General features: G+C 70.0%; 22 protein-coding genes. 21 read left to right on the top strand and 1 reads right to left on the bottom strand.

Annotation, left to right across the window (positions count from 1 at the left end; genetic code table 11):
- Positions 1–200: 200 nt before the first annotated feature.
- The 13 genes from pyrR (at position 201) to ACQR3U_RS00260 (ending at position 15,509) form a co-directional block, all read left to right on the top strand.
- Positions 201–818 carry a bifunctional pyr operon transcriptional regulator/uracil phosphoribosyltransferase PyrR gene (gene pyrR, locus ACQR3U_RS00320; RefSeq protein WP_024100783.1) on the top strand — a complete coding sequence of 206 codons (618 nt, stop codon included), beginning with the start codon at positions 201–203 and terminating at the stop codon, positions 816–818.
- On the top strand, positions 815–1,756 hold the full coding sequence (locus tag ACQR3U_RS00315; protein WP_006551444.1) for an aspartate carbamoyltransferase catalytic subunit: 942 nt from the start codon (positions 815–817) through the stop codon (positions 1,754–1,756). Before pyrR ends, ACQR3U_RS00315 begins: the two co-directional genes overlap by 4 nt.
- A gap of 44 nt (positions 1,757–1,800) precedes the next feature.
- A complete protein-coding gene (locus ACQR3U_RS00310; protein WP_006551445.1) occupies positions 1,801–3,114 on the top strand; it encodes a dihydroorotase in 1,314 nt (437 codons plus the stop codon).
- A gap of 8 nt (positions 3,115–3,122) precedes the next feature.
- Positions 3,123–3,614, top strand: a complete 492-nt coding sequence (locus tag ACQR3U_RS00305; protein ID WP_006551446.1) for a hypothetical protein — start codon at positions 3,123–3,125, stop codon at positions 3,612–3,614.
- Between the two features lie 117 nt (positions 3,615–3,731).
- Positions 3,732–4,916 carry a glutamine-hydrolyzing carbamoyl-phosphate synthase small subunit gene (gene carA, locus ACQR3U_RS00300; protein WP_006551447.1) on the top strand — a complete coding sequence of 395 codons (1,185 nt, stop codon included), beginning with the start codon at positions 3,732–3,734 and terminating at the stop codon, positions 4,914–4,916.
- Entirely contained in the window at positions 4,916–8,260 is a 3,345-nt protein-coding gene (gene carB / locus ACQR3U_RS00295) for a carbamoyl-phosphate synthase large subunit (RefSeq protein ID WP_230809451.1), read from the top strand. Before carA ends, carB begins: the two co-directional genes overlap by 1 nt.
- Positions 8,257–9,099: an orotidine-5'-phosphate decarboxylase gene (gene pyrF, locus ACQR3U_RS00290; protein ID WP_230809450.1), complete on the top strand. Its 843-nt coding sequence runs from the start codon at positions 8,257–8,259 to the stop codon at positions 9,097–9,099. The genes carB and pyrF overlap by 4 nt, the downstream gene beginning before the upstream one ends.
- A gap of 429 nt (positions 9,100–9,528) precedes the next feature.
- Entirely contained in the window at positions 9,529–9,849 is a 321-nt protein-coding gene (gene mihF / locus ACQR3U_RS00285) for an integration host factor, actinobacterial type (RefSeq protein ID WP_006551450.1), read from the top strand.
- Positions 9,850–9,913: 64 nt separating this feature from the next.
- Positions 9,914–10,465 carry a guanylate kinase gene (gene gmk / locus ACQR3U_RS00280; RefSeq protein WP_230809611.1) on the top strand — a complete coding sequence of 184 codons (552 nt, stop codon included), beginning with the start codon at positions 9,914–9,916 and terminating at the stop codon, positions 10,463–10,465.
- 76 nt (positions 10,466–10,541) lie between these two features.
- On the top strand, positions 10,542–10,844 hold the full coding sequence (gene rpoZ, locus ACQR3U_RS00275) for a DNA-directed RNA polymerase subunit omega (protein WP_006551452.1): 303 nt from the start codon (positions 10,542–10,544) through the stop codon (positions 10,842–10,844).
- Positions 10,841–12,124: a bifunctional phosphopantothenoylcysteine decarboxylase/phosphopantothenate--cysteine ligase CoaBC gene (gene coaBC / locus ACQR3U_RS00270; RefSeq protein WP_041803329.1), complete on the top strand. Its 1,284-nt coding sequence runs from the start codon at positions 10,841–10,843 to the stop codon at positions 12,122–12,124. The genes rpoZ and coaBC overlap by 4 nt, the downstream gene beginning before the upstream one ends.
- A 134-nt stretch (positions 12,125–12,258) precedes the next feature.
- Positions 12,259–13,473: a methionine adenosyltransferase gene (gene metK / locus ACQR3U_RS00265; protein WP_193903676.1), complete on the top strand. Its 1,215-nt coding sequence runs from the start codon at positions 12,259–12,261 to the stop codon at positions 13,471–13,473.
- Between the two features lie 17 nt (positions 13,474–13,490).
- Positions 13,491–15,509 carry a primosomal protein N' gene (locus ACQR3U_RS00260; RefSeq protein ID WP_230809449.1) on the top strand — a complete coding sequence of 673 codons (2,019 nt, stop codon included), beginning with the start codon at positions 13,491–13,493 and terminating at the stop codon, positions 15,507–15,509.
- Between the two features lie 37 nt (positions 15,510–15,546).
- Here the strand turns inward: ACQR3U_RS00260 and ACQR3U_RS00255 are convergent, their stop codons facing one another.
- The gene (locus ACQR3U_RS00255) at positions 15,547–16,053 is read right to left on the bottom strand and encodes a hemerythrin domain-containing protein (protein WP_230809448.1); all 507 of its coding nucleotides are present in this window, start codon (positions 16,051–16,053) and stop codon (positions 15,547–15,549) included.
- Positions 16,054–16,437: 384 nt separating this feature from the next.
- Between ACQR3U_RS00255 and ACQR3U_RS00250 the strand changes: the two genes are divergently transcribed.
- The 8 genes from ACQR3U_RS00250 to ACQR3U_RS00215 all read left to right on the top strand — a co-directional run bounded on the left by ACQR3U_RS00250 (position 16,438) and on the right by ACQR3U_RS00215 (position 25,677).
- On the top strand, positions 16,438–17,469 hold the full coding sequence (locus tag ACQR3U_RS00250) for an esterase/lipase family protein (RefSeq protein WP_006551456.1): 1,032 nt from the start codon (positions 16,438–16,440) through the stop codon (positions 17,467–17,469).
- 210 nt (positions 17,470–17,679) lie between these two features.
- The gene (gene fmt / locus ACQR3U_RS00245; protein ID WP_024100791.1) at positions 17,680–18,600 is read left to right on the top strand and encodes a methionyl-tRNA formyltransferase; all 921 of its coding nucleotides are present in this window, start codon (positions 17,680–17,682) and stop codon (positions 18,598–18,600) included.
- Entirely contained in the window at positions 18,597–20,078 is a 1,482-nt protein-coding gene (locus ACQR3U_RS00240) for an RsmB/NOP family class I SAM-dependent RNA methyltransferase (RefSeq protein WP_006551458.1), read from the top strand. The genes fmt and ACQR3U_RS00240 overlap by 4 nt, the downstream gene beginning before the upstream one ends.
- A 105-nt stretch (positions 20,079–20,183) precedes the next feature.
- Entirely contained in the window at positions 20,184–20,588 is a 405-nt protein-coding gene (locus tag ACQR3U_RS00235) for a hypothetical protein (protein WP_230809447.1), read from the top strand.
- Positions 20,578–22,221 carry a sensor histidine kinase gene (locus ACQR3U_RS00230; RefSeq protein ID WP_230809446.1) on the top strand — a complete coding sequence of 548 codons (1,644 nt, stop codon included), beginning with the start codon at positions 20,578–20,580 and terminating at the stop codon, positions 22,219–22,221. Before ACQR3U_RS00235 ends, ACQR3U_RS00230 begins: the two co-directional genes overlap by 11 nt.
- On the top strand, positions 22,218–22,880 hold the full coding sequence (locus ACQR3U_RS00225; RefSeq protein ID WP_006551461.1) for a response regulator transcription factor: 663 nt from the start codon (positions 22,218–22,220) through the stop codon (positions 22,878–22,880). Before ACQR3U_RS00230 ends, ACQR3U_RS00225 begins: the two co-directional genes overlap by 4 nt.
- Positions 22,877–24,379 (top strand): SLC13 family permease, encoded by a 1,503-nt coding sequence (locus ACQR3U_RS00220; protein WP_230809445.1) that lies wholly within the window; start codon positions 22,877–22,879, stop codon positions 24,377–24,379. The genes ACQR3U_RS00225 and ACQR3U_RS00220 overlap by 4 nt, the downstream gene beginning before the upstream one ends.
- A gap of 62 nt (positions 24,380–24,441) precedes the next feature.
- A complete protein-coding gene (locus tag ACQR3U_RS00215) occupies positions 24,442–25,677 on the top strand; it encodes a glycerate kinase family protein (RefSeq protein WP_230809444.1) in 1,236 nt (411 codons plus the stop codon).
- Positions 25,678–25,722 lie beyond the last annotated feature (45 nt).

Genomic DNA, 25,722 nt, shown 5'->3' with positions numbered 1-25,722 from the left:
CCCTTCTCGGGTGAGCGACGACACGAGGCACCGTGAGCGGGCCCGGTGGGAAGACTCCCGTCGGGCCCGCTCACGCATCCGGGCCTGTGTTGCGCTTCACCCGTCATCCGTGCCGGGGCGGACGTCGACGCTGATAGGCTCGACAACTGTCAGGCATCCTTTAACGATCCGTCCAGTGAGGCGGAGAAGGAGGTCGCTGCATGGCCGTGTCCGAGGACGGGTCCACAGCTTCTACCCCCACTACGTCCTCCGGTACCGGCGTGCCGGCGCGTGAGCTGCTCTCCGCTGCCGACGTCCACCGGACGATCTCCCGCATCGCACACCAGATCATCGAGAAGACCGCTCTCGACACCCCCGAGGACGCACCGCGTGTCGTGCTCCTGGGCATCCCCACCCGCGGGATCACCCTCGCCCAGCGCCTCGCCGACCGCATCGAGGAATTCGCCGGCGTCCGTGTCCCGGTCGGCTCGCTCGACATCACGCTCTACCGCGACGACCTCCGCACGAAGCCGCACCGCCCGCTGGAGCGCACCTCGGTGCCCGAGGGCGGAGTCGACAACACCCTCGTCGTCCTCGTCGACGACGTCCTGTTCTCGGGACGCTCCGTCCGCGCCGCGCTCGACGCCCTGCGCGATCTCGGACGACCCCGCGCGGTGCAACTCGCGGTCCTCGTCGACCGCGGCCACCGCGAACTGCCGCTGCGGGCCGACTACGTCGGCAAGAACGTCCCCACCGCGCGCAGCGAGGACGTCCGCGTGCTGCTGACCGAACACGACGGGCGCGACGCCGTCGAGATCTCCGGAGGCAAGTCCCAGTGAAACACCTGCTCACCATCGCGGATCTGACGAAGGACTCCGCGACGGGGCTTCTCGACGAGGCCGAGCGGTTCGAGCAGGCACTGCTCGGGCGTGAGGTGCGCAAGCTCCCCACGCTGCGCGGCCGCACCATCATGACCGTCTTCTACGAGAACTCCACCCGCACCCGCGTGTCCTTCGAGGTCGCCGGCAAGTGGATGAGCGCCGACGTCATCAACGTCTCGGCGTCCAGTTCGTCGGTGAAGAAGGGCGAATCGCTGCGCGACACCGCGCTGACCCTGCACGCCGCCGGCGCCGACGCGTTGGTGGTCCGTCACTCCGCCTCCGGTGCCGCGCACCGGATCGCGCAGTGGACCAACGAATCCGGCTCCGGACCGGCCGTGGTCAACGCCGGCGACGGTACCCACGAACATCCCACTCAGGCGTTGCTCGACGCGCTCACCCTGCGCCAGCGTCTCGGCTCGATCGAAGGCCGCCGGATCGGCATCGTCGGCGACGTGCTGCACAGCCGTGTCGCCCGGTCGAACGCGCTGCTGCTGAGCATGCTCGGCGCCGAGGTCGTGCTCGTCGCTCCCCGCACCCTGCTGCCGGTGGGGGTGGAGACCTGGCCGGTGACGGTCGCCGATTCGCTCGAAGCCGAACTTCCCACCCTCGACGCGGTCATGATGCTGCGGGTGCAGGCCGAGCGCATGAACGGCGGGTTCTTCCCGTCCGCCCGCGAGTACTCGATTCGATACGGACTCAACGCCAAGCGCGCGGCATTGCTGCCGGAGCACGCCGTGATCCTGCATCCCGGCCCGATGCTCCGCGGCATGGAGATCGGCTTCCCCGTCGCCGACGCCCCGCAGAGCGCTGTGCTGCAGCAGGTGAGCAACGGTGTCCACGTGCGGATGGCGGTGCTCTTCCGTCTGCTCGTGGGCACGGAAGGGAGCCTGTCGTGACCCACACTTCCCATCCGGGAGACACAGGAACAGGAGTGACACAGGTGACGCCGCAGGTGCTCATCCGCAACGTCCGCCTCTACGGCGAGGGCGACCCGGTCGACGTGCTGCTCGGCGACGAGCAGATCCTCGCGATCGGTACCGATCTCGAGGCCGACGCCGACGCGGAGATCGTCGACGGTACCGGGCAGATCGTGCTCCCGGGCTTCGTGGACCTGCACACGCACCTGCGCGAACCGGGCCGCGAGGACACCGAGACCGTCGATTCGGGCTCGGCCGCCGCGGCGCGCGGCGGGTACACCGCGGTGTTCGCGATGGCCAACACCGATCCGGTCGCCGACTCGGTGGTCGTCACCGACCACGTGTGGCGCCGCGGCCGCGAGGTCGGGCTCGTCGACGTCCACCCCGTGGGTGCGGTCACCGTCGGACTCGAGGGCAAGCAGCTCGCCGAGATGGGCACCATGGCCGCCGGTGTCGGTGGCGTGCGGATGTTCTCCGACGACGGCAAGTGCGTCTACGACCCGCTGCTCATGCGTCGCGCGCTCGAGTACTCGGCCTCGCTCGGTGTCCTCATCGCCCAGCACGCCGAGGAGCCGCGGCTGACCGTCGGTGCCGTCGCGCACGAAGGACCGACCGCGGCGCGTCTCGGCCTCACCGGCTGGCCCCGCGCCGCCGAGGAGTCCATCGTCGCCCGCGACGCGCTGCTCGCCCGCGACGCCGGAGCCCGCGTGCACATCTGCCACGCGTCGACGGCCGGCACCGTCGAGCTCGTCCGGTGGGCGCGCTCGCAGGGCATCTCGATCAGCGCCGAAGTCACGCCGCACCACCTGCTCCTCGACGACTCGCGTCTCGAGAGCTACGACGGCATCAACCGGGTCAATCCGCCGCTGCGCGAGAGATCCGACGTCGAAGCACTGCGCCGCGGCCTCGCGGACGGGACCATCGACTGCGTGGCCACCGACCACGCCCCGCACGCCGAACAGGACAAGTGCTGCGAGTTCTCACAGGCACGTCCGGGAATGCTCGGGCTCGAGACGGCGTTGTCCGTCGTGATCGAGACGATGGTCCGGCCGGGCCTGCTGGACTGGCGCGGCGTCGCGAAGGTCATGAGCGAGCGTCCCGCGGAGATCGTGGGCCTCGACGATCAGGGCCGGCCCCTCGAGGTGGGCGAACCCGCGAACATCGTGCTCGTCGACCCGGATACCGAGTGGACGGTGCACGGTCCCGACCTCGCGAGCATCTCCCACAACACGCCCTACGAGGACATGACCCTGCCGGGCCGGGTCACCACCACCGTGTTGCGCGGACGGATCACCGCCCGCGACGGTGCGGTGTTCCCGCGCTCGACCGAAAGGTAGGAACCGACATGGATCGCTTTCTCATCACCGTCGGTTTCCTCGCGCTCTGGGTCGTGCTCGTCCTGCTGATGTGGAAGGGCTGGAAGGGACGCGCCCGACGCCAGCAGGACGCGGTCGGCGAACTGCCGACCGTGCCGGCGGAGCTGGGGGAGCGGCTCGTCGAGCCGACCACCGGTCTGTACGTCGGCAGCACGCTCGCGCCGAGCTGGCAGGACCGCATCGCGGTCGGTGATCTCGGCCACCGCGCCAACGCGGAACTGACCCGATACCGATCCGGTGCCCTGCTCGAACGCGACGGCGCATCCCCGATCTGGATCCCGCAGGACTCGATCCGCGCGATCCGCACCGAACGCGGTCTGGCGGGCAAGGTCATGTCCCAGGACGGGGTGCTGGTCATCCGCTGGCAGCTGCCCTCGGGAACGGAGGTCGACACCGGCTTCCGCGGGGACGACAAGTCGATCTACCCGCTCTGGACGAGCGGGTCGGACGAAAAATCTTGAGACGGTGACGATCACAACGACGATGACGATCACGACGAACAACACGACGATCACGACACGCGAGATCTCAGCCCGTGCGGCCGGCTCTGGTGCGGTCGATAAGAACGGAGACAACGCATGAGCGGCAGAACATTCGGCGGCGGCACGGCTGTGCTGGTCCTCGAGGACGGACGGGTCTTCCGCGGCATCCCCTTCGGTGCGGTCGGACAGACCCTCGGCGAGGCCGTCTTCAGCACGGGCATGACCGGCTACCAGGAGACCCTCACCGACCCCAGCTACCACCGGCAGATCGTGGTGGCCACGGCACCGCAGATCGGCAACACCGGCTGGAACCACGAGGACAACGAGTCCGTCGGCCCCACCGGCGATCACGCCGAGTCCAAGATCTGGGTGGCCGGCTTCATCGTCCGCGACCCCTCGCGTCGCGTGTCGAGCTGGCGTGCCACCGGCTCGCTGCAAGACGAACTCGAGCGGCAGAACATCGTGGGTCTCGCGGGCATCGACACCCGCGCACTCGTGCGGCACCTGCGCACCCGCGGTTCGATGCGCGCCGGCATCTTCTCCGGCGACGCCCTCGCCTGGAAGGGTGACGACCTCGACATCGACGTCCTGCTCGACCGGGTGAAGAGCCAGCCCTCGATGCTCGGCGCCGACCTCGCCGGCGAGGTGAGCACCACCTCCGGCTACGTCGTCGAACCGACCGACGGCGAGGCCCGCTTCACCGTCGCGGCCATCGACCTCGGCATCAAGACCAACACCCCGCGCATGTTCGCCCAGCGCGGCATCCGTGTGCACGTGCTGCCGTCCACCGCGACGCTGCACGACATCCTCGACCTGAAGGCCGACGGCGTCTTCCTGTCCAACGGGCCGGGCGACCCGGCGACCGCCGACGGCGCGGTGCACCTGACCAAGGAGGTGCTCGGCCAGGGTCTGCCCCTGTTCGGCATCTGCTTCGGCAACCAGATCCTCGGCCGCGCACTCGGCCTGGGCACCTACAAGATGAAGTTCGGTCACCGCGGTATCAACATCCCGGTGGTCGAGCACGAGACCGGCCGCATCGCGATCACCGCGCAGAACCACGGGTTCGCGCTCGAAGGTGAGGCCGGCCAGGAGTTCGACACACCGTTCGGTCGCGCGGTCGTCAGCCACACCTGCGCCAACGACGGTGCGGTCGAGGGCGTCAAGCTCCTCGACGGCCGTGCCTTCTCCGTGCAGTACCACCCCGAAGCGGCGGCCGGACCGCACGACGCCGCCTACCTGTTCGATCGTTTCACCCGCATGCTCGAGGGAGAGAAGAACTGATGCCACGCCGTACCGACCTCTCCCACGTCCTGGTCATCGGGTCCGGCCCGATCGTCATCGGACAGGCCTGCGAGTTCGACTACTCGGGCACCCAGGCGTGCCGGGTGCTCCGCGAGGAGGGCCTGCGGGTCTCCCTCGTGAACTCGAACCCGGCCACGATCATGACCGACCCCGAGTTCGCCGATGCGACCTACATCGAGCCGATCACCGCCGACTACGTCGAGAAGGTCATCGCGACCGAGCAGGCCAACGGCACCCCGATCGACGCGGTGCTCGCGACCCTCGGCGGCCAGACCGCCCTCAACACCGCCGTCGCGCTGTCCGAGCGCGGCATTCTCGACAAGTACGGCGTCGAACTCATCGGCGCCGACTTCGACGCCATCCAGCGCGGCGAGGACCGGCAGAAGTTCAAGGACATCGTCACCAAGTGCGGCGGCGAATCCGCTCGCTCGGCCGTCTGCTACACGATGGACGAGGTCCGTGCGACCGTCGCCGAACTCGGCTTCCCCGTCGTGGTGCGACCGTCCTTCACCATGGGCGGCCTCGGCTCCGGCATGGCGTACGACAACGCCGACCTCGAGCGCATCGCCGGCGGTGGTCTCGCGGCCTCGCCCACCGCGAACGTGCTCATCGAGGAATCCATCCTCGGCTGGAAGGAATACGAGCTCGAACTCATGCGCGACGGTGCCGACAACGTCGTCATCGTCTGCTCGATCGAGAACGTCGACCCGGTCGGTGTGCACACCGGCGACTCGGTGACCGTCGCCCCCGCGATGACGCTCACCGACCGCGAGTACCAGAAGATGCGCGACCTCTCGATCGCCATCCTGCGCGAGGTCGGTGTCGACACCGGCGGCTGCAACATCCAGTTCGCGATGGATCCGCGCGACGGCCGGCTCGTCGTCATCGAGATGAACCCGCGCGTGTCGCGGTCGTCGGCGCTCGCGTCGAAGGCCACCGGCTACCCGATCGCGAAGATGGCCGCCAAGCTCGCCATCGGCTACACCCTCGACGAGATCGTCAACGACATCACCAAGGAAACGCCGGCCTGCTTCGAACCGAGCCTCGACTACGTCGTGGTCAAGGCCCCGCGGTTCGCGTTCGAGAAGTTCCCCGGTGCCGACGGCACTCTCACCACCACCATGAAGTCGGTCGGTGAGGCCATGTCGATCGGCCGCAACTTCACCGAGGCCTTCGGCAAGGTGCTGCGCTCGCTCGAGACCAAGTCCGCCGGTTTCTGGACCGGCCCCGAGGTCGAGGGCACCCTCGAGGAGATCCTCGAAGAGATCCGCACTCCCACGGACGGCCGGTTCTACCGGATCGCCCGGGCGCTCGAGCTCGGTGCGACCGTCGAGCAGCTCTTCGACGCCACGAAGATCGACCCGTGGTTCCTCGAGCAGTTCGCGTACATCGTCGAGCTGGGCGAGGACGTCCGCACGGCCGAGCAGTTCGGTGCCACCGAGCTGCGCTATGCGAAGCACCACGGTTTCTCCGACCGGCAGATCGCGGCGCTGCGCCCGGCACAGTTCGCCTCCGAGGACGATGTCCGTGCCCTCCGTCAGGAGCTGGGCGTCCACCCGGTCTACAAGACCGTGGACACCTGCGCGGCCGAGTTCGAGGCGAAGACGCCGTACCACTACTCGACCTACGAGCTCGACCCCGCGGCCGAGACCGAGGTCGTCGAGCAGCGCGACAAGCCCAAGGTGCTCATCCTCGGTTCCGGCCCGAACCGCATCGGCCAGGGCATCGAGTTCGACTACTCGTGCGTCCACGCCGCGCTGACGCTGTCGGAGGCCGGTTACGAGACCGTGATGGTCAACTGCAACCCCGAGACGGTCTCGACCGACTACGACACCGCCGATCGCCTGTACTTCGAGCCGCTGACCTTCGAGGACGTCCTCGAGGTCTACCGCGCCGAGTGCGAGTCCGGCACCGTCGCCGGCGTCATCGTCCAGCTGGGCGGCCAGACCCCGCTCGGCCTGGCGCGTCGACTGAAGGCCGCCGGGGTGCCGATCGTCGGTACCTCGCCCGAGGCCATCGACCTCGCGGAGGACCGCGGCGAGTTCGGTCGCGTGCTCGACGAGGCCGACCTGCCGGCCGCGAAGTACGGCACGGCCACCACCTTCGAGGGTGCGCGCGAGATCGCCGCCGGCATCGGATACCCGGTGCTGGTGCGCCCGTCCTACGTGCTCGGTGGTCGCGGCATGGAGATCGTCTACGACGAGAAGGCGCTCGAGACCTACATCTCCAACGCCACCGAGATCTCCGACGACCGCCCCGTGCTCGTCGACCGCTTCCTCGACGACGCCGTCGAGATCGATGTCGACGCGCTGTGCGACGGTACCGACGTGTACATCGGCGGAATCATGGAGCACATCGAGGAGGCCGGCATCCACTCCGGCGACTCGGCCTGTGCGCTGCCGCCGATCACTCTGGGCCGCGCCGACATCGAGAACGTCCGCCGCTCGACGGCCGCGCTCGCGAAGGGCATCGGCGTCAAGGGCCTGCTCAACGTCCAGTACGCGCTCAAGGACGACATCCTCTACGTCCTCGAGGCGAACCCCCGGGCCTCCCGCACGGTGCCGTTCGTCTCCAAGGCCACCGCGGTGCAGCTCGCCAAGGCCTGCGCCCGGGTGATGCTCGGAGAGTCCATCGTCGAGCTGCGTGCCGCGGGCATCCTCCCGGCCGAGAGCGACGGCAGCGACATCCCGCTCGACGCACCGGTCGCGGTGAAGGAAGCGGTGCTGCCCTTCAACCGGTTCCGGCGTGCCGACGGCACGGGCATCGACACCCTGCTCAGCCCGGAGATGAAGTCCACCGGTGAGGTCATGGGCCTCGACGACGACTTCGGAACCGCGTTCGCGAAGAGCCAGACCGCCGCCTACGGCTCCCTGCCGACCTCGGGCACGGTCTTCGTCTCGCTCGCGAACAAGGACAAGCGGTCGATGATCTTCCCGGTCAAGCACCTCGCCGACCTGGGCTTCCACATCATGGCCACCGTGGGAACGGCAGAAGTGCTGCGCCGCAACGGTGTTCCCTGCGAGCAGGTCCACAAGGTCTCCGGCGAGGACAAGCCGGAAGGCGCACTCGACGTCGTCGACCGCATCCGCGCCGGAGACGTGGACATGGTCATCAACACCCCCTGGGGCAACGCCGGTCCGCGCGTGGACGGCTACGAGATCCGCAGTGCGGCGGTCGCCGCGAACATCCCGTGCGTCACCACGGTGCAGGGTGCCTCCGCGGCCGTGCAGGGTATCGAGGCGGCACTGCGCGGTGAGATCGGAGTCAGCTCGATCCAGCGGATGCACGCGCGGCTGCGCGGCGTACCCGCCGAACAGGCGTGACACCCTTCGGGCAGCGACTCGCGGACGCTCTCGGGCGCCGCGGGCCGCTGTGCGTGGGCATCGACCCGCACCCGGGGCTCCTCACCACGTGGGGGCTCGGCGACGACGCCGACGGCCTGGCCCGGTTCAGCGAACTGTGCGTCGAGGCCTTCGGCGACACCGTCGCGGTCGTCAAGCCGCAGGTGGCGTTCTTCGAGGCCTACGGCTCCGCCGGTCTCGCGGTGCTCGAACGCACCATCGCCGACCTGGGGGATGCGGGGGTGCTCGTCCTCGCGGACGCCAAGCGCGGCGACATCGGCTCCACGATGGACGCCTATGCGCGCACCTGGCTGTCGGACGGCTCTCCGCTGTGCTCGGACGCGGTGACCGTCTCCCCGTACCTGGGGTTCGGTTCGCTCGCTCCGGCGCTCGATCTGGCCGCCGGAACGGGCCGCGGGGTGTTCGTGCTCGCGGCGACCTCCAATCCCGAGGGTGCCCAGTTCCAGCGCGCGCGGCTCGACGACGGGCGCACCGTCGCGCAGGCCGTGGTGGACGAGTGCGCTGATCGCAACAGCGCTGCCCGCACGGACGGGGCCGCAGGGCTCGGCTCCGTGGGTGTGGTGGTCGGTGCGACCCTTACCGAGGCGCCGGACCTGTCCGACCTTCACGGGCCTATCCTGATGCCCGGAGTGGGGGCCCAGGGCGGCACCGACGACGACGTGCGACGACTCGCAGGCGACCACCTGCGCGCGGTCGTGCCCAACGTCTCACGCGACGTGCTGCGGGCCGGCCCGTCCGTCGCCGACCTGCGGGCCGCCGTCACCCGCACCCTGGACGGCTTCGCCTTCCTGACGGACTGAGACGTTCGACTCTCGTGCCCGGATCGCCACGCGCGGTCCGGGCACGAGTCGTACATACCGCCCGTATGCACTCTGACCTGCGCTCGGAGTGGCGCGACACGCGGAATGGGAAAAAAATTTCTCGGCCCGCCGAGGCGCCGGAACAGTGGGCCGGTGAGTAGGGGAGCCGCCCGACCCGATGCGTCCCCCTCCGTCGCAGCAGATTACCGGTGACCTGGGGTTTTTCTCTGTTGGGGCAGTTCGTGGCGATGCCTGGACGCCGATCGGGGGGTGTGGGATCCACTGCGGGAACGGCGTGCACTACCGCACGGATTTTCGAGCGGATCGCCGGGGGGTGGGTTCGCATTCGTCGGTGGTCGTGAGTACGGTCGCTATCGCCGCTGGTTACAGCGGTGAAGACTCGAAAGCCAACGATGAGACGGAGGAACCGTGGCCCTTCCCCAGCTGACCGATGAGCAGCGCGCCGCTGCTCTGGAGAAGGCGGCTGCTGCCCGTCGTGCCCGGGCTGAGCTCAAGGAGCGCCTCAAGCGCGGCGGCACCGACCTCAAGCAGGTGCTCAAGGACGCCGAGAACGACGAGATCCTCGGCAAGATGAAGGTGTCGGCGCTGCTCGAGGCCCTGCCGAAGGTCGGCAAGGTCAAGGCGCAGGAAATCATGACCGAGCTGGAGATCGCCCCGACCCGCCGTCTGCGCGGCCTCGGCGACCGTCAGCGCAAGGCCCTGCTCGCCAGGTTCGATTTCGACGCCTGAGCACGTGGTAGCTGACGCACGACCCGTGACGGACAGCGCACCCGCAACGCGGAGGGGCCGGCTGGTGGTACTGGCCGGACCCTCCGCGGTGGGTAAGTCGACCGTCGTACGCCTTCTGCGGAGCCGGATCCCGGATCTCCACTTCAGTGTCTCGGCCACCACCCGGGACCCGCGACCGGGTGAGGTGGACGGGGTGGACTACCACTTCGTCGGCCGCGCCGAGTTCGACCGGATGATCGAAGCCGGTGAACTGCTCGAATGGGCCGACATCCATGGCGGCCTGCAGCGATCGGGTACTCCGGCCAAACCGGTGCTCGACGCACTCGCCGAGGGGCATCCGGTGCTCGTGGAGGTCGACCTCGCGGGAGCGCGGGCCGTCCGTGCGGCGATCCAGGACGCGGTCCTCGTCTTTCTCGCCCCGCCCAGTTGGGAGGTGCTCGTCGAGCGCCTCACCGGCCGAGGCACCGAAACCGACGAGGTCGTCGCTCGCAGGCTCGATACCGCCCGCAGCGAACTGGCCGCGCAGGAGGAGTTCGACGTCGTGATCGTCAACGACGATGTCGACCGGGCCTGCGATAAATTGGTATCCTTGTTGGTTGGACCCGGAGCCGACTGATCCGTCCGCGCCTCGAGCGCATCCGGCTGCCGGTTCCGGCGCCCTCCCATCCCGCGACCTCTCAGGAGAACACCGAGTGAGCAGCATCCAGGCAGCCGCGACCGACCTCGAGGGCAACACCCTTCCGGTCTACGACACCCCCACGGGTATCACCAACCCGCCTATCGACGAGCTGCTCGAGCGCGCCTCCTCGAAGTACGCGCTGGTGATCTACGCCGCCAAGCGGGCACGCCAGATCAACGACTACTACAACCAACTCGGCGACGGCATCCTCGAGTACGTCGGCCCCCTCGTGGAGCCGGGTCTGCAGGAGAAGCCGCTGTCGATCGCCCTGCGAGAGATCCACTCGGATCTGCTCGAGCACACCGAAGGCGAGTGAGCAACCCCGCTTCGAGCGGCGAGGCCGGATCCGTGCAGCGCCGCCGCATCGTCGTCGGTGTCGCCGGTGGCATCGCCGCCTACAAGTCCTGCGCACTGATCCGGGCCTTCACCGAGAGCGGACACCACGTGCGGGTCGTCCCGACGGAGTCCGCCCTCGAATTCGTCGGGCGCGCCACCTTCGAGGCGCTCTCCGGCAATCCCGTGCAGACCGGTGTGTTCGCCGAGGTGCCGCAGGTGCAGCACGTCCGGCTCGGCCAGGAGGCCGACCTCGTCGTCGTCGCTCCGGCCACCGCCGACCTCATGGCGCGGGCGGTCGCGGGTCGCGCCGACGACCTCCTCACGGCCACCCTGCTCACCGCGCGGTGCCCCGTGATGTTCGTGCCCGCGATGCACACCGAGATGTGGGAGCATCCCGCGACCGTCGACAACGTCGCGACGCTGCGTCGCCGCGGTGCCGTGGTCGTCGAACCGGCCTCGGGTCGGCTGACGGGCAAGGACACCGGTGCCGGGCGCATGCCCGAACCCGACGAGATCTTCAATCTGGCCTCGCTGCTGCTCGAGCGGGCCGACGCGCTGCCCCGCGACCTCGCCGGTCGCCGCATCGTCGTGTCTGCCGGCGGTACCCGTGAGCCCCTCGACCCGGTGCGCTTCCTCGGCAACCGGTCGTCCGGCAAGCAGGGCTACGCGCTCGCCCGTCTCGCCGCTCAGCGCGGCGCCGACGTCACGCTCGTCGCCGGCAGCGTCTCGGGTCTCGACGACCCGGCCGCGGTCGACGTCGTGCGCGTCCAGACGGCCGCTCAGATGCAGGACGCCGTCGCCAAGCACGCCTCGGGTGCCGACGCGGTCATCATGTCCGCGGCCGTTGCCGATTTCCGGCCCTTCACCTTCGCGACCAGCAAGATCAAGAAAGGTGAGGGCGAACCCGATTCCATCGCGCTGACGAAGAACGACGACATCCTCGCCGGTCTCGTCCGGGCGCGTGCCGAAGGCGGTCTGTCCGCCGAGACGGTCATCGTCGGGTTCGCAGCGGAGACCGGCGACGAACACGGAGACGTGCTCACCTACGCCCGCGAGAAGCTCGCCCGCAAGGGATGCGATCTCCTCGTCGTCAATGCCGTCGGCGAAGGTAAGGCCTTCGAGGTCGACGACAACAACGGCTGGTTGCTGTCCGCGGACGGTTCGGAAACCGCCCTCGCCCACGGGTCGAAGGCCCTCATGGCCAGCCGCGTGCTCGACGCGCTGGGACCTCTGCTGGCGGAACGCAGCAGAATCGGGTGATTTCAATACTCGCGCCGACGCCTGCGGAGCAGTAGCGTCGGCACTGCGATCGGGTCCTGCCGACCCGATCGGGGAGCGCATGCTCCATACGGTTTGTCCGTCCAGCGCCTGGCGCACAGTCGAGAGGGAGTTTCGTGAGCAAGACCGGCGGTCGTCTTTTCACCAGTGAGTCCGTGACCGAAGGGCATCCGGACAAGATCTGTGACGCGATCAGCGACTCGGTTCTCGACGCGCTCCTCACCGAGGATCCTCGTGCCCGGGTAGCGGTGGAAACCCTCGTCACCACGGGCCAGGTGCACGTGGTCGGTGAGGTCACCACCTCGGCATACGCCGACATCCCCAAGATCGTCCGCGATCGGGTGCTCGAGATCGGCTACGACTCGTCGTCGAAGGGCTTCGACGGCAACTCCTGCGGTGTCAACATCGCGATCGGCGCGCAGTCGCCCGAGATCGCCGGCGGCGTCGACGTCTCGCACGAGGCGCGCAGCGGTGTGCTCACCGACGACGAGGTCGCCCGCCAGGGCGCCGGCGACCAGGGCCTGATGTTCGGCTACGCCTGCTCCGATACGCCCGAACTCATGCCGCTGCCGATCTCTCTCGCACATCGCCTGTCGCGCCGGCTCACCGAGGTCCGCAAGTCGGGGGTTCTGCCGTACCTGCGTCCCGACGGCAAGACCCAGGTCACCATCGAGTACGACGGCGACAAGCCCGTCCGGCTCGACACGATCGTCATCTCGACGCAGCACGCCGCCGACATCGATCTGAACAACCTGCTCACGCCGGATCTGCGCACCCACGTCGTCGACGCGGTGCTCGCCGACCCGAACCTGGCCGATCTCGACACGGCCGATGTGCGTCTGCTGGTCAACCCGTCCGGATCGTTCGTCCTCGGCGGTCCGATGGGCGACGCCGGCCTCACCGGCCGCAAGATCATCGTCGACACCTACGGCGGCATGGCCCGCCACGGTGGTGGCGCGTTCTCCGGCAAGGATGCGTCGAAGGTCGACCGTTCGGCCGCCTACGCGATGCGCTGGGTCGCCAAGACCGCCGTCGCCGCCGGTCTCGCCGACCGCATCGAGGTGCAGGTCGCCTACGCGATCGGCAAGGCTGCTCCGGTGGGTCTGTTCGTCGAGACCTTCGGCACCGAGAAGACCGACCCGGCCCGCATCCAGCAGGCCATCGGCGAGGTCTTCGACCTGCGCCCGGGAGCGATCATCCGTGACCTCGACCTGCTGCGCCCGATCTACGCGCAGACCGCTGCGTACGGCCACTTCGGCCGTACCGACATCGACCTGCCGTGGGAGAACACCGACCGCGCCGACAAGCTGCGCGCGGCCGCCGGTCTGTAGATTCCGATCGGGCCCGGGTGGCTGCTGATTTCGACGCCGCCGAGGTCGATCCGGTTGCGCGGGTTCTCCCGCTGCTACCGGTTCCGCACCTCGACCGGGAGTTCGACTACCTGATCCCGCGCGACCTGGACGCGGACGCCCGTCCGGGCGTCCGCGTCCGCGTCCGCTTCGCCGGACGTCTCGTCGACGGTTTCCTGCTCGCACGCGCCGCGACGAGCGATCACACCGGCAAGCTCGGCCGACTCGACCGCGTCGTCTCGTCCGAGCAGGTCCTCACGCCCGAGATCGCTGCTCTGGCAGAGGAAGTCGCGACCCGCTATGCCGGGACCCGGGCCGACGTGCTGCGTCTGGCGGTACCTCCGCGACACGCACGTGTCGAAGCCGAGGCGTCGCGCCCACCGGAACCTCCGCCTGTTCCGGAGATCGATCCTGCCGCGTGGGGCCGGTACCGGCACGGCGAGAACTTCCTCGAAGCGCTCGGCGGCGGCCGCGCCCCGCGCGCGTCCTGGCAGGCGCTGCCCGGTGAGGATTGGCCCCGACGGCTCGCCGAACTCGCCGCACTGACCCTCGCCTCGGGGAAGGCGGCCGTGCTCGTCGTTCCCGACCAGCGTGACCTCGACCGTCTCGTGAAGGCGTGTGCAGACGTCGTCGGGGCCGATCACGTCGTCGGCCTCGCCGCCGGCCTCGGACCGGCCGAACGGTATCGACGCTGGCTTGCGGCGCTGCGCGGATCCGCGCGCATCGTCGTCGGGACCCGGGCCGCCGTCTTCGCCCCGACCCCCGATCTCGGGCTCCTCGTGGTGTGGGACGACGGCGACGACCTGCACTGCGAACCACGGTCCCCGTATCCGCACGCCCGCGAAGTGGCTGCTCTGCGCGCCCACGCGGTCGGTGCCGCCATCGTGATCGCCGGGCACGCCCGCACCGCGGAGACCCAGGCGCTCGTCGAGGCCGGCTGGGCACACGATCTCGTGGCACCCCGCGACGTCGTACGGGCGTGCGCGCCGAAGGTCACGGCCCTCGCCGACAGCGACCACGCACTCGCACGGGATCCGGCCGCGCGTGCCGCGCGACTGCCTGCGATCGCGTTCGCCGCCGCCCGATCCGCTCTCGCGGTCGACCGCCCGGTGCTCGTGCAGGTACCGCGGCGCGGATACGTGCCCGCGCTCGCGTGCGGAAAGTGCCGGGCACCCGCCCGCTGCCGGCACTGCAACGGCCCGCTCGCACTGCCCACGGCGGCCGGTCCCGACGGTGCCGCGATCCCGGCATGCCGCTGGTGCGGTGTCGCCGATGCGCGTCACCGCTGCCACGCGTGCGGCGCGCGCTCGTTGCGGGCCGTGGTGGTCGGGGCGGCCCGCACCGCCGAAGAACTGGGCCGCGCCTTTCCGGGCGTGCCGGTCGTGACCTCCGGCGGCAACGACGTCAAGCACACCGTGCCCGGTTCGGCGTCGCTCGTCGTCTCCACCGTGGGCGCCGAACCCGTCGCCGAGGGCGGTTACGGGGCGGCGCTGCTCCTGGACGGGTGGGCCCTGCTCGGCCGTGCCGATCTGCGCGCCACCGAGGAGACGATGCGCCGCTGGCTCACCGCATCGGCGCTCGTACGGTCGTTCGCCGACGGGGGACAGGTCGTGGTCGTCGCCGATTCCGGGATCCCCACCGTGCAGGCGCTCGTGCGTTGGGATCCCGTGGGACACGCCCAGTCCGAGGTCTCCGAACGAGCCGAGGTCGGTTTCCCGCCCGCGGTCCACATGGCCGCGATCGACGGGTCGTCCGCGGCGGTCGCCGAACTGCTCGAGGCCACACACCTGCCCGAGGGAGCCGAGGTGCTCGGGCCCGTGCCGCTCCCGCCGGGGCAACGACTGCCGTTCGGATCCGAAGGACCCGAACCGGAGGACGTGCACCGGATGATCGTGCGGGTCGCACGCGAGCGCGGTCGCGCACTCGGTCGCGCCCTGCGCGACGCCCAGGCCACCCGCACGGCGCGTCGCGCGGACGGTCCGCTGCGGGTTCAGGTGGATCCGCCGCGTATCGGCTGACCCGGCCGCGGAGGGGGCGCGGATCTCCGCTGCCGGCCTAGGCCGCTTTCGGAATCGGTTGCGACGGAATGGATGCGGCGTCCGTACCCTTCCACAGCGCCGCGAAGTCGTGGCGATGTCGAATGTCCAGGATGCGCAGCAGGACGAAACGCGGTACGGGCGGCACGAGGTGCACGACGTGATCGCGCGAGGAGTCGTCGAGACCGTCGATGAGCCAGTTCCCTTCCTTGCCGAGCTGCTGCATCCCCTTCGGCTCGATACTGAACTCCTGGTCCCACGCGCGCCACTGCGCGTCGGTGATGCTGGTCGGGACCAGTGTCATCATCTCCCGCTCCTCACGTTCGAGATGGGGGAGCAGAACCTCGGACAAGCGGGACAGTGCTGCACCGAGTGCTTCGCCGGAGCCGGGGCGGTCGGCGCGGAGATCGCGTGCCGCCTCCTCGACTGGGGCGATCGCAGGCTCGATGGTGCGGTGGTCGGCGTTCATCCTCTCCACGAGCGGTGCCGCGTCGGGATTGCACTGCACCACGGGGATAGAGCCCACGGTCCTCGGACCAGTGGTGATGGTGAAGGAAATCCATCATCCACAACACGTGGTGGGCGAGAGCCACTCGGTGGGTCTGCTGCCATGTCTTCGTCGAGGTGGCGACCTCATGCGGAGGAGGTCGCGGCGGAGGGCGGAGTGCGCGATTCCCATGATTCGGGTATCGGCGGATCCGTCGGGATCGGCCGAGTGTCCGTCGACGGAGGCTGTTCCCAGTGTCGATCCGGCATGGACCGAGAGCAAGACCCGCCGGCTGCTGCCGTACATACGGACGACAGCGACACGCGTTGCCGGGGATATTATTTGTCACAGGAACGGAGCCGGTGATTGTGACCGATCTACTTCCGTAGGTGCCGGGGAGGCGCAGGAGGAGAGGGCGGACGAATGGGTGCCGGGCGGAGTGTCGGTGGTGTCGTCGGAGCGTGTGTCGTCGCGATGCTGACTGTGGGTGCAGCGGCACTGACTGTGGGCGCAGCGGCGGCGCAGCCGCTCCCGTCCGACGACGGACCGATCCTCGGTCTCGGGGAAGGGTCGTACAGCAGCGTGCCCGTCCCGGCGGGACCGGTGGCCACCGGGCACGCCGAAGCGGCCGAATACGCCGAGAACAACCCCGATGTCGCCCCCGCCGGTAGCAACGACTTCGCGTGCGTGCCGTCCGAGGAGCGCCCTCATCCGGTGGTGCTCGCGCACGGCACCGATTCCAACGCCTACTCCGACTTCGCTGCGCTCTCGCCGCTGCTCGCCGCGTCAGGCTGGTGCGTATTCGCCCTGAACTACGGGTTCGCCGACGGTGCCGAGGACTACGGCACGGGCGACATCCGCGTCTCCGCAGCACAGTTCGGTGAGTTCGTCACCGAGGTCCTCGACGCCACCGGTGCGGAGGAGGTCGACGTCGTCGGCTACTCACAGGGAGCCACGGTGGCCCGCTATTACATCAACGAACTCGGGGGTGGCGAGGTCGTCGACCGGTGGGTGGGGATCGCGTCGCCGAGCTACGGAGGCACTTTCTACGGCATCGGGGCCGCCGTCGCCGCGCTGCCCGGAGCGACCGACATCGTCGAGGGCGAGTTCTCCGTCGCCCTCGTGCAGCAGCTTCAGGGGTCGGAACTGCTCACCGAACTCAACACACCCACCGACACCGTGCCCGGCGTGCGCTACACGACCATCGGTAGCGAGGTCGACGAGGTCATCCAGCCCGCCGGCAATGTCGCACTCCATGGTGAGGGCGCCGTCAATCACGTGATCCAGGAGCTGTGCCCGCAAGATCTGACCGGCCACTTCAACATGGTCTACGACCCCTTCTCGCTGCAGCTCGCGCGGCACGCGCTCGACCCCGACCGGTACGCGATCGGGGAGTGCACCACCGTCGCGCTCGGCACCGGTATCCCCGAACTGATCCTCCAGTCCAACACCTGAGCGCGGGCGCTCGGGCTCCGACGCCTGAGCTCCATGCTCTCCGGTGCCGGCCTCCGCGAGGTGACCGCCCGGCGCGGTGATGCAGGTCGCACGACGTCGACTCCCTAGACTGTGAGAGGTCATCGCCGTCGAAAACTGGAGCAGCATCCGTGACATCCCCGCACAGTCCACACGCAGCGCACCCCACCTCCTGCTCGGCGGTGCTCTGACATGCGCGTGGTCTTCGCGGGAACACCGGAACCCGCCGTCCCGTCGCTGCTCCGCCTCATCGAGTCACGCCACGAGGTCGTCGCGGTGGTAACCCGCCCCGACACCACCGCCGGTCGCGGCCGGAAGGTCGTGCGATCCGCCGTGGGGCAGATCGCCGACGAACACGGCATCGAGGTCCTCACGCCGCGCTCGCCGCGCGACCCCGAGTTCGTCGCGCGACTGACCGAACTCGCACCCGACTGCTGCCCCGTGGTGGCCTACGGCGCCCTGATCCCGCAGGACGTCCTGGACATCCCTGTGCACGGATGGGTGAACCTCCATTTCTCGCTGCTGCCCGCCTGGCGCGGCGCGGCGCCCGTGCAGGCGGCGATCGCTGCCGGTGACGAGATCACCGGAGCGAGCACCTTCCGGCTCGAGGCCGGCCTCGACACCGGTCCGGTCTACGGCGTCGTCACCGAGACGATCCGTCCCACCGACACCGCCGGCGACCTGCTCGGCCGCCTCGCCGAGGTCGGTGCGACGCTGCTCGAATCCACCCTCGACGGCCTCGAAGACGGCATCCTCACGCCCGCACCGCAGCCGGCCGACGGTGTCTCGCACGCGCCCAAGGTCACCGTCGAGGCCGCCCAGGTGCAGTGGACACTCCCCGCACACGTCGTCGACCGGCGAATTCGCGCCGTCACGCCCGCTCCGGGTGCGTGGACGATGATCGGCGACCTGCGCGTGAAGATCGGTCCCGTGACGGTGACCGACGAGACCCTCGAACCCGGTGAGCTCGACATCCGCAAGGACGGCGTGCTCGTCGGTACCGCTACCACTGCCGTCCGGCTCGGGACGGTGCAACCGCCCGGGAAGAAGGCGATGACAGCCACGGACTGGGCGCGCGGCGCCCGTCTCGACCCGAAGGTGCGTGCGCGATGAGCGAATCCGGCAGGCCCCCGCGGGGCAAGCGCAATGCCGGAGGACGGAACCCCGCAGGTCGCGGGGGACGCAGCGGCGGTGGGAAGCCGAACCGCAATCCGGCGTCCGAACACGCCCCCCGACCGTGGAAGCCTCCCGCCGACCCCGCACGTGTCGCCGCGCGGGACGTGCTGCGCGCCGTGCGCGAACGGGACGCCTACGCCAATCTCGTTCTCCCGTCGCTGCTCCGGGAGCGGCATCTCGACGCGCGCGACGCCGCCCTGGCCACCGAGCTCACCTACGGCGCGGCCCGCGCGCGAGGTCTGCTGGACGCCGTGATCGCCGACGCCGCGAACCGTCCCGTCGACGAGATCGACGGCGCGCTGCTCGACGTACTGCGTCTGGGTGCCTACCAGTTGCTGCGCACGCGCGTCGCCCCGCACGCCGCTGTCGCCACGAGCGTCGACCTCGTCCGGGCTGAATTCGGATCGGGCCGAGCAGGTTTCGTCAACGCGGTGCTTCGTCGTGTGGGTGAGCGTTCGGAGGAGGAGTGGATCACGCTGCTCGCCCCCGACCCGGACCGCGACCCGGTGGGTCACCTGGCCTTCCGGTACGCGCACCCCCTGTGGATCGCGCAAGCGTTCGCCCACGCGCTCGGATCGGATGCCTCCGAACTCGCCGACGTCCTCGCCGCCGACGACGCGCGCCCGATCGTCCACCTCGTCGCCCGGCCCGGGGTTATCACCGCGGAGGAACTCGCGCTCGTCACCGGCGGTGAGCTCGGACCGTGGTCGCCCTATGCGGTGCACCTCGAGCACGGCGACCCCGGCCGCCTCGAACCCGTCCGGGAAGGCATGGCCGCAGTCCAGGACGAAGGCAGCCAGCTCGTCGCACGTGCCCTCACCCTCGCACCCCTCGTCGGCGAGGACCGGGGCCGCTGGCTCGACCTGTGCGCGGGACCGGGCGGAAAGGCGGCGCTGCTCGGCGCCATCGCCGCGATCGACGGGTTCGCCGTCGACGCGGTCGAACCGGTCGACCACCGCGCGGAACTCGTCCGCAAGACCGCCCGCGACCTGCCGGTGACCGTGCACATCGCCGACGGGCGCGAGCCCGGACTCGAACCGGGCTACGACCGGATCCTCGTGGACGCACCCTGCACGGGTCTCGGCGCGTTGCGTCGGCGTCCCGAGGCGCGGTGGCGACGGCAACCCGGCGACGTCGCCGAACTCGTGCGGCTGCAGAAGGAACTGCTCGCATCGGCGATCGGACTGCTGCGTCCCGGTGGTGTGGTGCTCTACTCGACGTGTTCACCGCACGTCTCGGAGACCGTCGCCGTCGTGTCCGACGCGGTGCGCCGCCACGGTGTCGAACAGCTCGACACCCGCGAACTCGTCCCCGGCGTGCCGCAGGTCGGGGAGGGGCCGGGAGTCCAGCTCTGGCCGCACCGCCACGGCACCGACGCCATGTTCATGGCTGCGCTGCGTAAACCCGAGCGCTGATCGCGACCGCCGGACACGGATCGTCGTGTCCGGCGCCGGGGAAGATGAAAGTCTTCTCATCCGGTCTTCACGATCGATTCACTCCGGTGCAGGATGCTGTTCTCCATGTCGGTGATGAAACGCATGCTCGTGATCGCAGCGCTGCTGCTGATCCCGGCGGCCCTCGCGTGGGGGAGCCAGGCCCTGACACGACCGGCGGGCTCCCCCGAGATCGGTGATGCATCGGTCACCGTCTCCGTCGTGCCGACCACGACCGAGCCCGCGGCGCCGTCCCCCGGGGCCGAGGCGCCCGAGGTACGACCCGAACCCGAGCAGGAGTCGGCGTCCGCACCGTCGGTCCCCGGCACGCAGACATCCCCGCCTGCCGTCGTGCCGGCCCCGGTTCCCGATCCGGGCTGGTCCGACGTCGCGCGTCAGCCCCTGCCGACCCCTCAGGTCGAGTGGGACGACGACTGGGACGACGACGGCGACGACAGTGGGGACGACGACTGGGACGACGATGACGACTGAGTCCGGGAAGCCGGCCGGGACGGAGCGCGCCGGTCACCTCCGCATCCCTCACCCCGGTCGCGGATCCGCTCTCCCTGCCCGGTGGCGCATCCTCAGCTGGATCCTGCTGACCACGGCCGTCGCGCTCGTCGCCGTCGTCGTCACCGCGCGGGTGCTGCTCCTCAACCACGTCGACCGAGATGCGAATGCCGACATCACTCAGGAGATCGACGAACTCCGGGCATTCGCCGCCGAGGGCGTCGACCCCACCACGACGTTCCCGTTCACCTCCGTGGAGCGGATGCTCGAGGTCTATCTCAACCGCCAGCACACCTCGGAGGGCGAGGTGATCGTCGGCGTCGTCGACGGTTCGCTGCTCTTCGACCGCCGTATCGCGGTGGACCGGCCCGACCTGCCGGCGAACCTCACCGAGGACGGTGTGATGTTCGAGCGCATCCTCAACGCCCCCACCGGCTCGGGCGTCCACGAGGTGGACGGTGGACAGATGCGCTGGGCCCGCGCCGACGTCACCTCCGGCGACGACCGGGGCGCGCTGATCGTCGCCGTGTTCACCGCCGAGCAGCGCGCGAAGGTCGCCGACACCGCCCGCACCATCGGACTGGTCGCGATCGGCGGCCTCGGTCTCACGGCGATCATCGGCTGGCTGGTCGCGGGACAGATCCTCGCCCCGATCCGCCAGGTGCGCGAGGTGGCCGCCGCCATCGGCGAGAAGGATCTGACGAGTCGGGTGCCCGTGCACGGACGCGACGACATCGCCGCACTGGCACAGACCTTCAACTCGATGCTCGACCGCCTCGAACAGGCCTACACCACGCAGCAGCAGTTCGTCGACGACGCCGGCCACGAACTGCGGACACCGATCACCGTGATCCGCGGGCACCTCGAACTCATGGATCTCGGTCACGCCGACGACGCGACGCGCGAGGAGACGATCCGGCTCGTCGAGGACGAACTCGACCGGATGGCGCGGATCGTCACCGACCTGCTCGTCCTCGCCAAGGCCGAGCGCCCCGACTTCGTGCAGCGACGACCGGTCGACGTCACCGACCTCATGCTCGACGTCGAGGCCAAGGCGCAGATGCTCGGCACCCGCGACTGGCAGCTCATGGAGATCGCCGAGGGCATGGCCGACATCGACGCCCAACGCGTCACCCAGGCCGTGCTGCAGTACGCGACCAATGCTGTCACGCACACCCACCCTGGGGACGTCATCCAGCTCGGATCCGTCTTCGTCGAGCACAACGGCACCGAGCACCTCCGGATCTGGGTCCGGGACACCGGACCCGGGGTCGCTCCGGACGACGCGGCACGCATCTTCGAACGCTTCCGCCGCGGACGCACCGTCCCCGGTGACCGGCACGGACCCGCCGCCGAACGAGGCGGGGCAGGTCTCGGACTCGCCATCGTCCGCGCCATCGCCGACGCGCACCACGGCTCGGCTTGGGTCGAGAGCGCGGTCGGGCACGGCGCGACCTTCGGCATCGACCTCCCCCTACGAGACCCCGCAGGAACCACCGGCACGACCGGCACGACCGGCACGACCGGCACGACCGGCACGACCGGCACGACCGGCACGGCCGGCACGGCCGGTTCCCCCGGTACAGCCGAGACTCGAAGGACCGCATCGCAGTGAGCAGAATCCTCATCGCCGAAGACGACACCCGCATCACCGCCTTCCTCGAGAAGGGGCTGCGCGCAGCGGGATACACCACCACCGACGCCACCGACGGCGAGACCGCCCTGATGCTCGCTCGCAGTGGCGCCTTCGATCTGGTGATCCTCGACATCGGGTTGCCCCGCATGGACGGCTTCACCGTCCTCGAGAGGTTGCGCGGTGAAGGTGTGCGGACCCCCGTGATCGTGCTGACCGCGCGAGACAGCGTCACCGATACCGTCGCGGGGCTCGAGGGCGGTGCCAACGACTATGTGAGCAAACCGTTCCAGTTCGCCGAACTGCTCGCCCGCATCCGGTTGCGCATCGGCGACAGCAGCTCGGCTGCCGATCCGGCAGCGGTGATCCGCGACGGCGACATGGCTCTGGACCTGCGGGCCCGACGCGCCGAGATCGCAGGGGAGAGCGCCGATCTCACCAGCCGCGAGTTCGCCCTGTTCGAGGTCTTCCTGCGTCACCGCGGGCAGGTGCTCTCCCGCGAACAGATCCTCGGGCACGTGTGGGGATACGACTTCGATCCCGCGTCCAACGTCGTCGACGTCTATGTGCGCGCACTGCGCAACAAGATCGGGGGAGACCGGGTCGAGACGATCCGCGGAGCGGGGTACCGGTTGCGATGACCTTCCACGCCACCGTCCCGCCGAGCTCCGTGGCGCCACAGCAGCGTCCGCCGCGCAGACACACCGCCCCGACGCCCGGCCGGATCGTCGCGGTCGGGATACTCGCCGGCACCGTCGGTCTCCTCGTGTATCTCACGCGCACCGACCCCGACCTGACGCCTCCGGCCGCCGTCACCATGATCGTGTTCGTCGTGGCCGTCTGGCTGTGGGTGTTCACGAGGATCGACGACACCTATGTGGCGCTCGGCGCTGCCGCGGCCCTCACGGTCGTCGGGGTCATCGACGCGGAGGCACTGTTCGCGACCCTCGGCGACGACGTCGTGTGGCTCCTGTTGTCCGCTTTCGTGATCGCCTCCGGTGTCGCGTTCTCGGGTTTGGCGACGCGGGGCGCGGCCTTCCTGGTGACGGGGGCGCACAGCCCGCGGGCGCTCGTGCACCTGGTGACGGCCGCGCTGATCGTCACCGCGTTCGCGGTCCCGTCGACCTCCGGTCGCGCCGCACTGGCGCTCCCGGTGTTCGTCGCGCTCGCGACGGTCCTCGCAGACCGGCCACGACTGGTGCGGGCACTCGCGTTGCTCTTCCCCACGGTGATCCTGCTGTCGGCGGTGGCGTCGCTGCTCGGCGCCGGTGCGCACCTGATCACCTCGCAGATCCTCGTCACGGCGACCGGCACCGGATTCGACTTCGCGACCTGGATGATCCTCGGCCTGCCGCTGGCGATCGTCTCGTCGCACGCCGCCGCCGAACTGGTGCTGCTGCTGTTCACCTCCACCGACGATCGGCGCGGACGCCTCACCGTCACCGCCGCCGACATCGGCGCGCAGGCCGACACCCCGGTCTGCGGGCCGCTCTCCGTCGCCGAATCCCGCGCCGCCCTTCTGCTGGTCGTGGTGATGGTGCTGTGGTGCACCGAACCCGTACACGGCATCCACCCGGCGGTGGTGGCGCTGCTCGGTGCGCTCGTCGCGACCTCCCCGCGGTACGGCTCCGTGCGTCTCGCGCCTGCGCTGAAGACCGTGCCGTGGCCTCTGCTGCTGTTCATGGCGGCAACGCTGTCGATCGGTACCGCGCTGACGACGAGCGGCGCGGCGGACTGGCTCGCATCGACGGCTTTCGGCCCGCTCACCTCGCGCGGAGAGGGTGCCGGTCCGTTGTTCGTGGTCGTCGTGGTCGTGATCTCCGCTGCGGCGCACCTGGTCATCCAGTCGCGCTCGGCCCGTTCCGCCGTTCTCGTTCCCGTCGTGGTGGCACTCGCCCCGAGCGCAGGTGTCGATCCGCTCGCCGCGGCCTTCGTCTCGACGGCCGCCGCAGGCTTCTGCCACACCCTGCCGTCGTCGGCCAAGCCCGTGACGCTGTTCGCGGACGTGCCCGGCACATCCACCTACTCGACCTCCGACCTGTTGCGCCTGGCAGCGCGGCTCGGCCCGCTCCTCGCCGCGCTGGTCCTGTTGTTCGCGTGGTTCGTCTGGCCGCTGCTCGGCCTGTCGCTGTTCGTCTGATCCCTGTTCCCTCCCCCGTTGTCCCGTTCCACGGTCTGTCCCGTTTCACGATCGGAGTCGTCATGGCTTTGAAGGTTCCTCATCGCGTGCTCGTCGCACCCAGCGGTTTCAAGGAGAGTCTCGATGCGCGCAGCGTCGCCGCTGCGATCGGTGCGGGAGTCCGCCGGGCTCTGCCGTGCGCCGCCGTCGACCTCGTGCCTGTTCCGGACGGTGGGGAGGGCACCGCCGAGATCCTTGCCGAGGCCACCGGCGGCACGCTCGTCCCGGTCACCGTGACCGGTCCCGTCGGCGAGCCGGTGCGGGCGAGCTGGGCGCGTCTCGGTGGTGTCACCCGCGGGACGGCGGTCGTCGAGATGGCCTCGGCCGCCGGCCTTCGTCTCGTGCCCGCCGATCGCCGTGATCCCGGTGCCACCACCACCCGCGGGGTCGGTGAACTCGTTGCCGCGGCACTCGACGACGGCATCCGCCGCATCGTCATCGGCTGCGGCGACTCGGGCACCAGCGACGGCGGAGCCGGGGCACTGCGAGCACTCGGCGCCCGGATCCTCGACGCCGACAGCCACGAACTGCCCGACGGGGGACGGCACCTCGCGCGCGCCGCGCGTCTCGATCTCGACGATCTGCACCCGGCGCTCGCCGACACCGAGATCGTCCTGGCCTGCAACGTCCACAACGTCCTGTGCGGGCCGACCGGTGTCGCTCGGGTCTTCGGCCCGCAGAAGGGCGCGACACCCGCGCAGGTCGAGGAGCTGTCCGCCGCTCTGGAGCGCTGGGCGAAGGTGCTCGAACGGGACGGGCGGGCACACGGGCTGGATGTGCGGTTCGGGGCGGGCACCGGCGCCTCAGGCGGCCTCGGTGCCGGTCTGGCCGCGGGCATCGGCGCCCGGATCGCCTCCCGGTTCGACGTGCTGCTCGACAGCGGCCTGTCCGGTATCGATCTAGACTCCCTGATCGCGCGCGCCGATCTGATCATCACCGCCGAGGGCAGCATCGACGTCCAGACCCCGCGCGGCAAGGTGCCCGCGGAGGTCGCCCGCCGCGCCCAGCGCGCCGGGGTGCCGGTGCTCGCCATCGCCGGGTCGCTCGGCGAGGGGGCGCGCGACGTCCACGACGTCGGAATCGGCGCGATCGCGTCGATCATCCCCGTCCCGATGCGCCTCGAGGACGCCGTCGCCAACGGTCACGACCTGCTCGTCGACGCCGCCGCGCGGTCCATGCGTCTGCTGATGCTCGGCTCCGCCGTGGCGAGTCGCAGCAAGGGCCGGGCGAAGAAGCGCAAGCACCGGGCGGCGGCGTGATGCAGTTCCGCGCGCGGCCGGCCGGGGCCGAATAGGGTTCCGGTC

Source organism: Rhodococcus sp. IEGM1339 (genome assembly GCF_050321925.1).
In the GTDB taxonomy this organism is placed as follows: domain Bacteria; phylum Actinomycetota; class Actinomycetes; order Mycobacteriales; family Mycobacteriaceae; genus Rhodococcus; species Rhodococcus pyridinivorans.
The sequence above is the reverse complement of the archived record's forward strand: the minus strand, read 5'-3'. Positions and strand labels throughout refer to the sequence as shown.

Coding starts and splice junctions, on each gene's coding strand:
- pyrR (WP_024100783.1), top strand. CDS start 201: ATGGCCGTGTCCGAGGACGGGTCCACAGCTTCTACCCCCACTACGTCC.
- ACQR3U_RS00215 (WP_230809444.1), top strand. CDS start 24,442: ATGGCTTTGAAGGTTCCTCATCGCGTGCTCGTCGCACCCAGCGGTTTC.
- ACQR3U_RS00240 (WP_006551458.1), top strand. CDS start 18,597: ATGAGCGAATCCGGCAGGCCCCCGCGGGGCAAGCGCAATGCCGGAGGA.
- fmt (WP_024100791.1), top strand. CDS start 17,680: ATGCGCGTGGTCTTCGCGGGAACACCGGAACCCGCCGTCCCGTCGCTG.
- ACQR3U_RS00305 (WP_006551446.1), top strand. CDS start 3,123: ATGGATCGCTTTCTCATCACCGTCGGTTTCCTCGCGCTCTGGGTCGTG.
- carA (WP_006551447.1), top strand. CDS start 3,732: ATGAGCGGCAGAACATTCGGCGGCGGCACGGCTGTGCTGGTCCTCGAG.
- ACQR3U_RS00235 (WP_230809447.1), top strand. CDS start 20,184: ATGTCGGTGATGAAACGCATGCTCGTGATCGCAGCGCTGCTGCTGATC.
- carB (WP_230809451.1), top strand. CDS start 4,916: ATGCCACGCCGTACCGACCTCTCCCACGTCCTGGTCATCGGGTCCGGC.
- ACQR3U_RS00220 (WP_230809445.1), top strand. CDS start 22,877: ATGACCTTCCACGCCACCGTCCCGCCGAGCTCCGTGGCGCCACAGCAG.
- ACQR3U_RS00250 (WP_006551456.1), top strand. CDS start 16,438: ATGGGTGCCGGGCGGAGTGTCGGTGGTGTCGTCGGAGCGTGTGTCGTC.
- ACQR3U_RS00230 (WP_230809446.1), top strand. CDS start 20,578: ATGACGACTGAGTCCGGGAAGCCGGCCGGGACGGAGCGCGCCGGTCAC.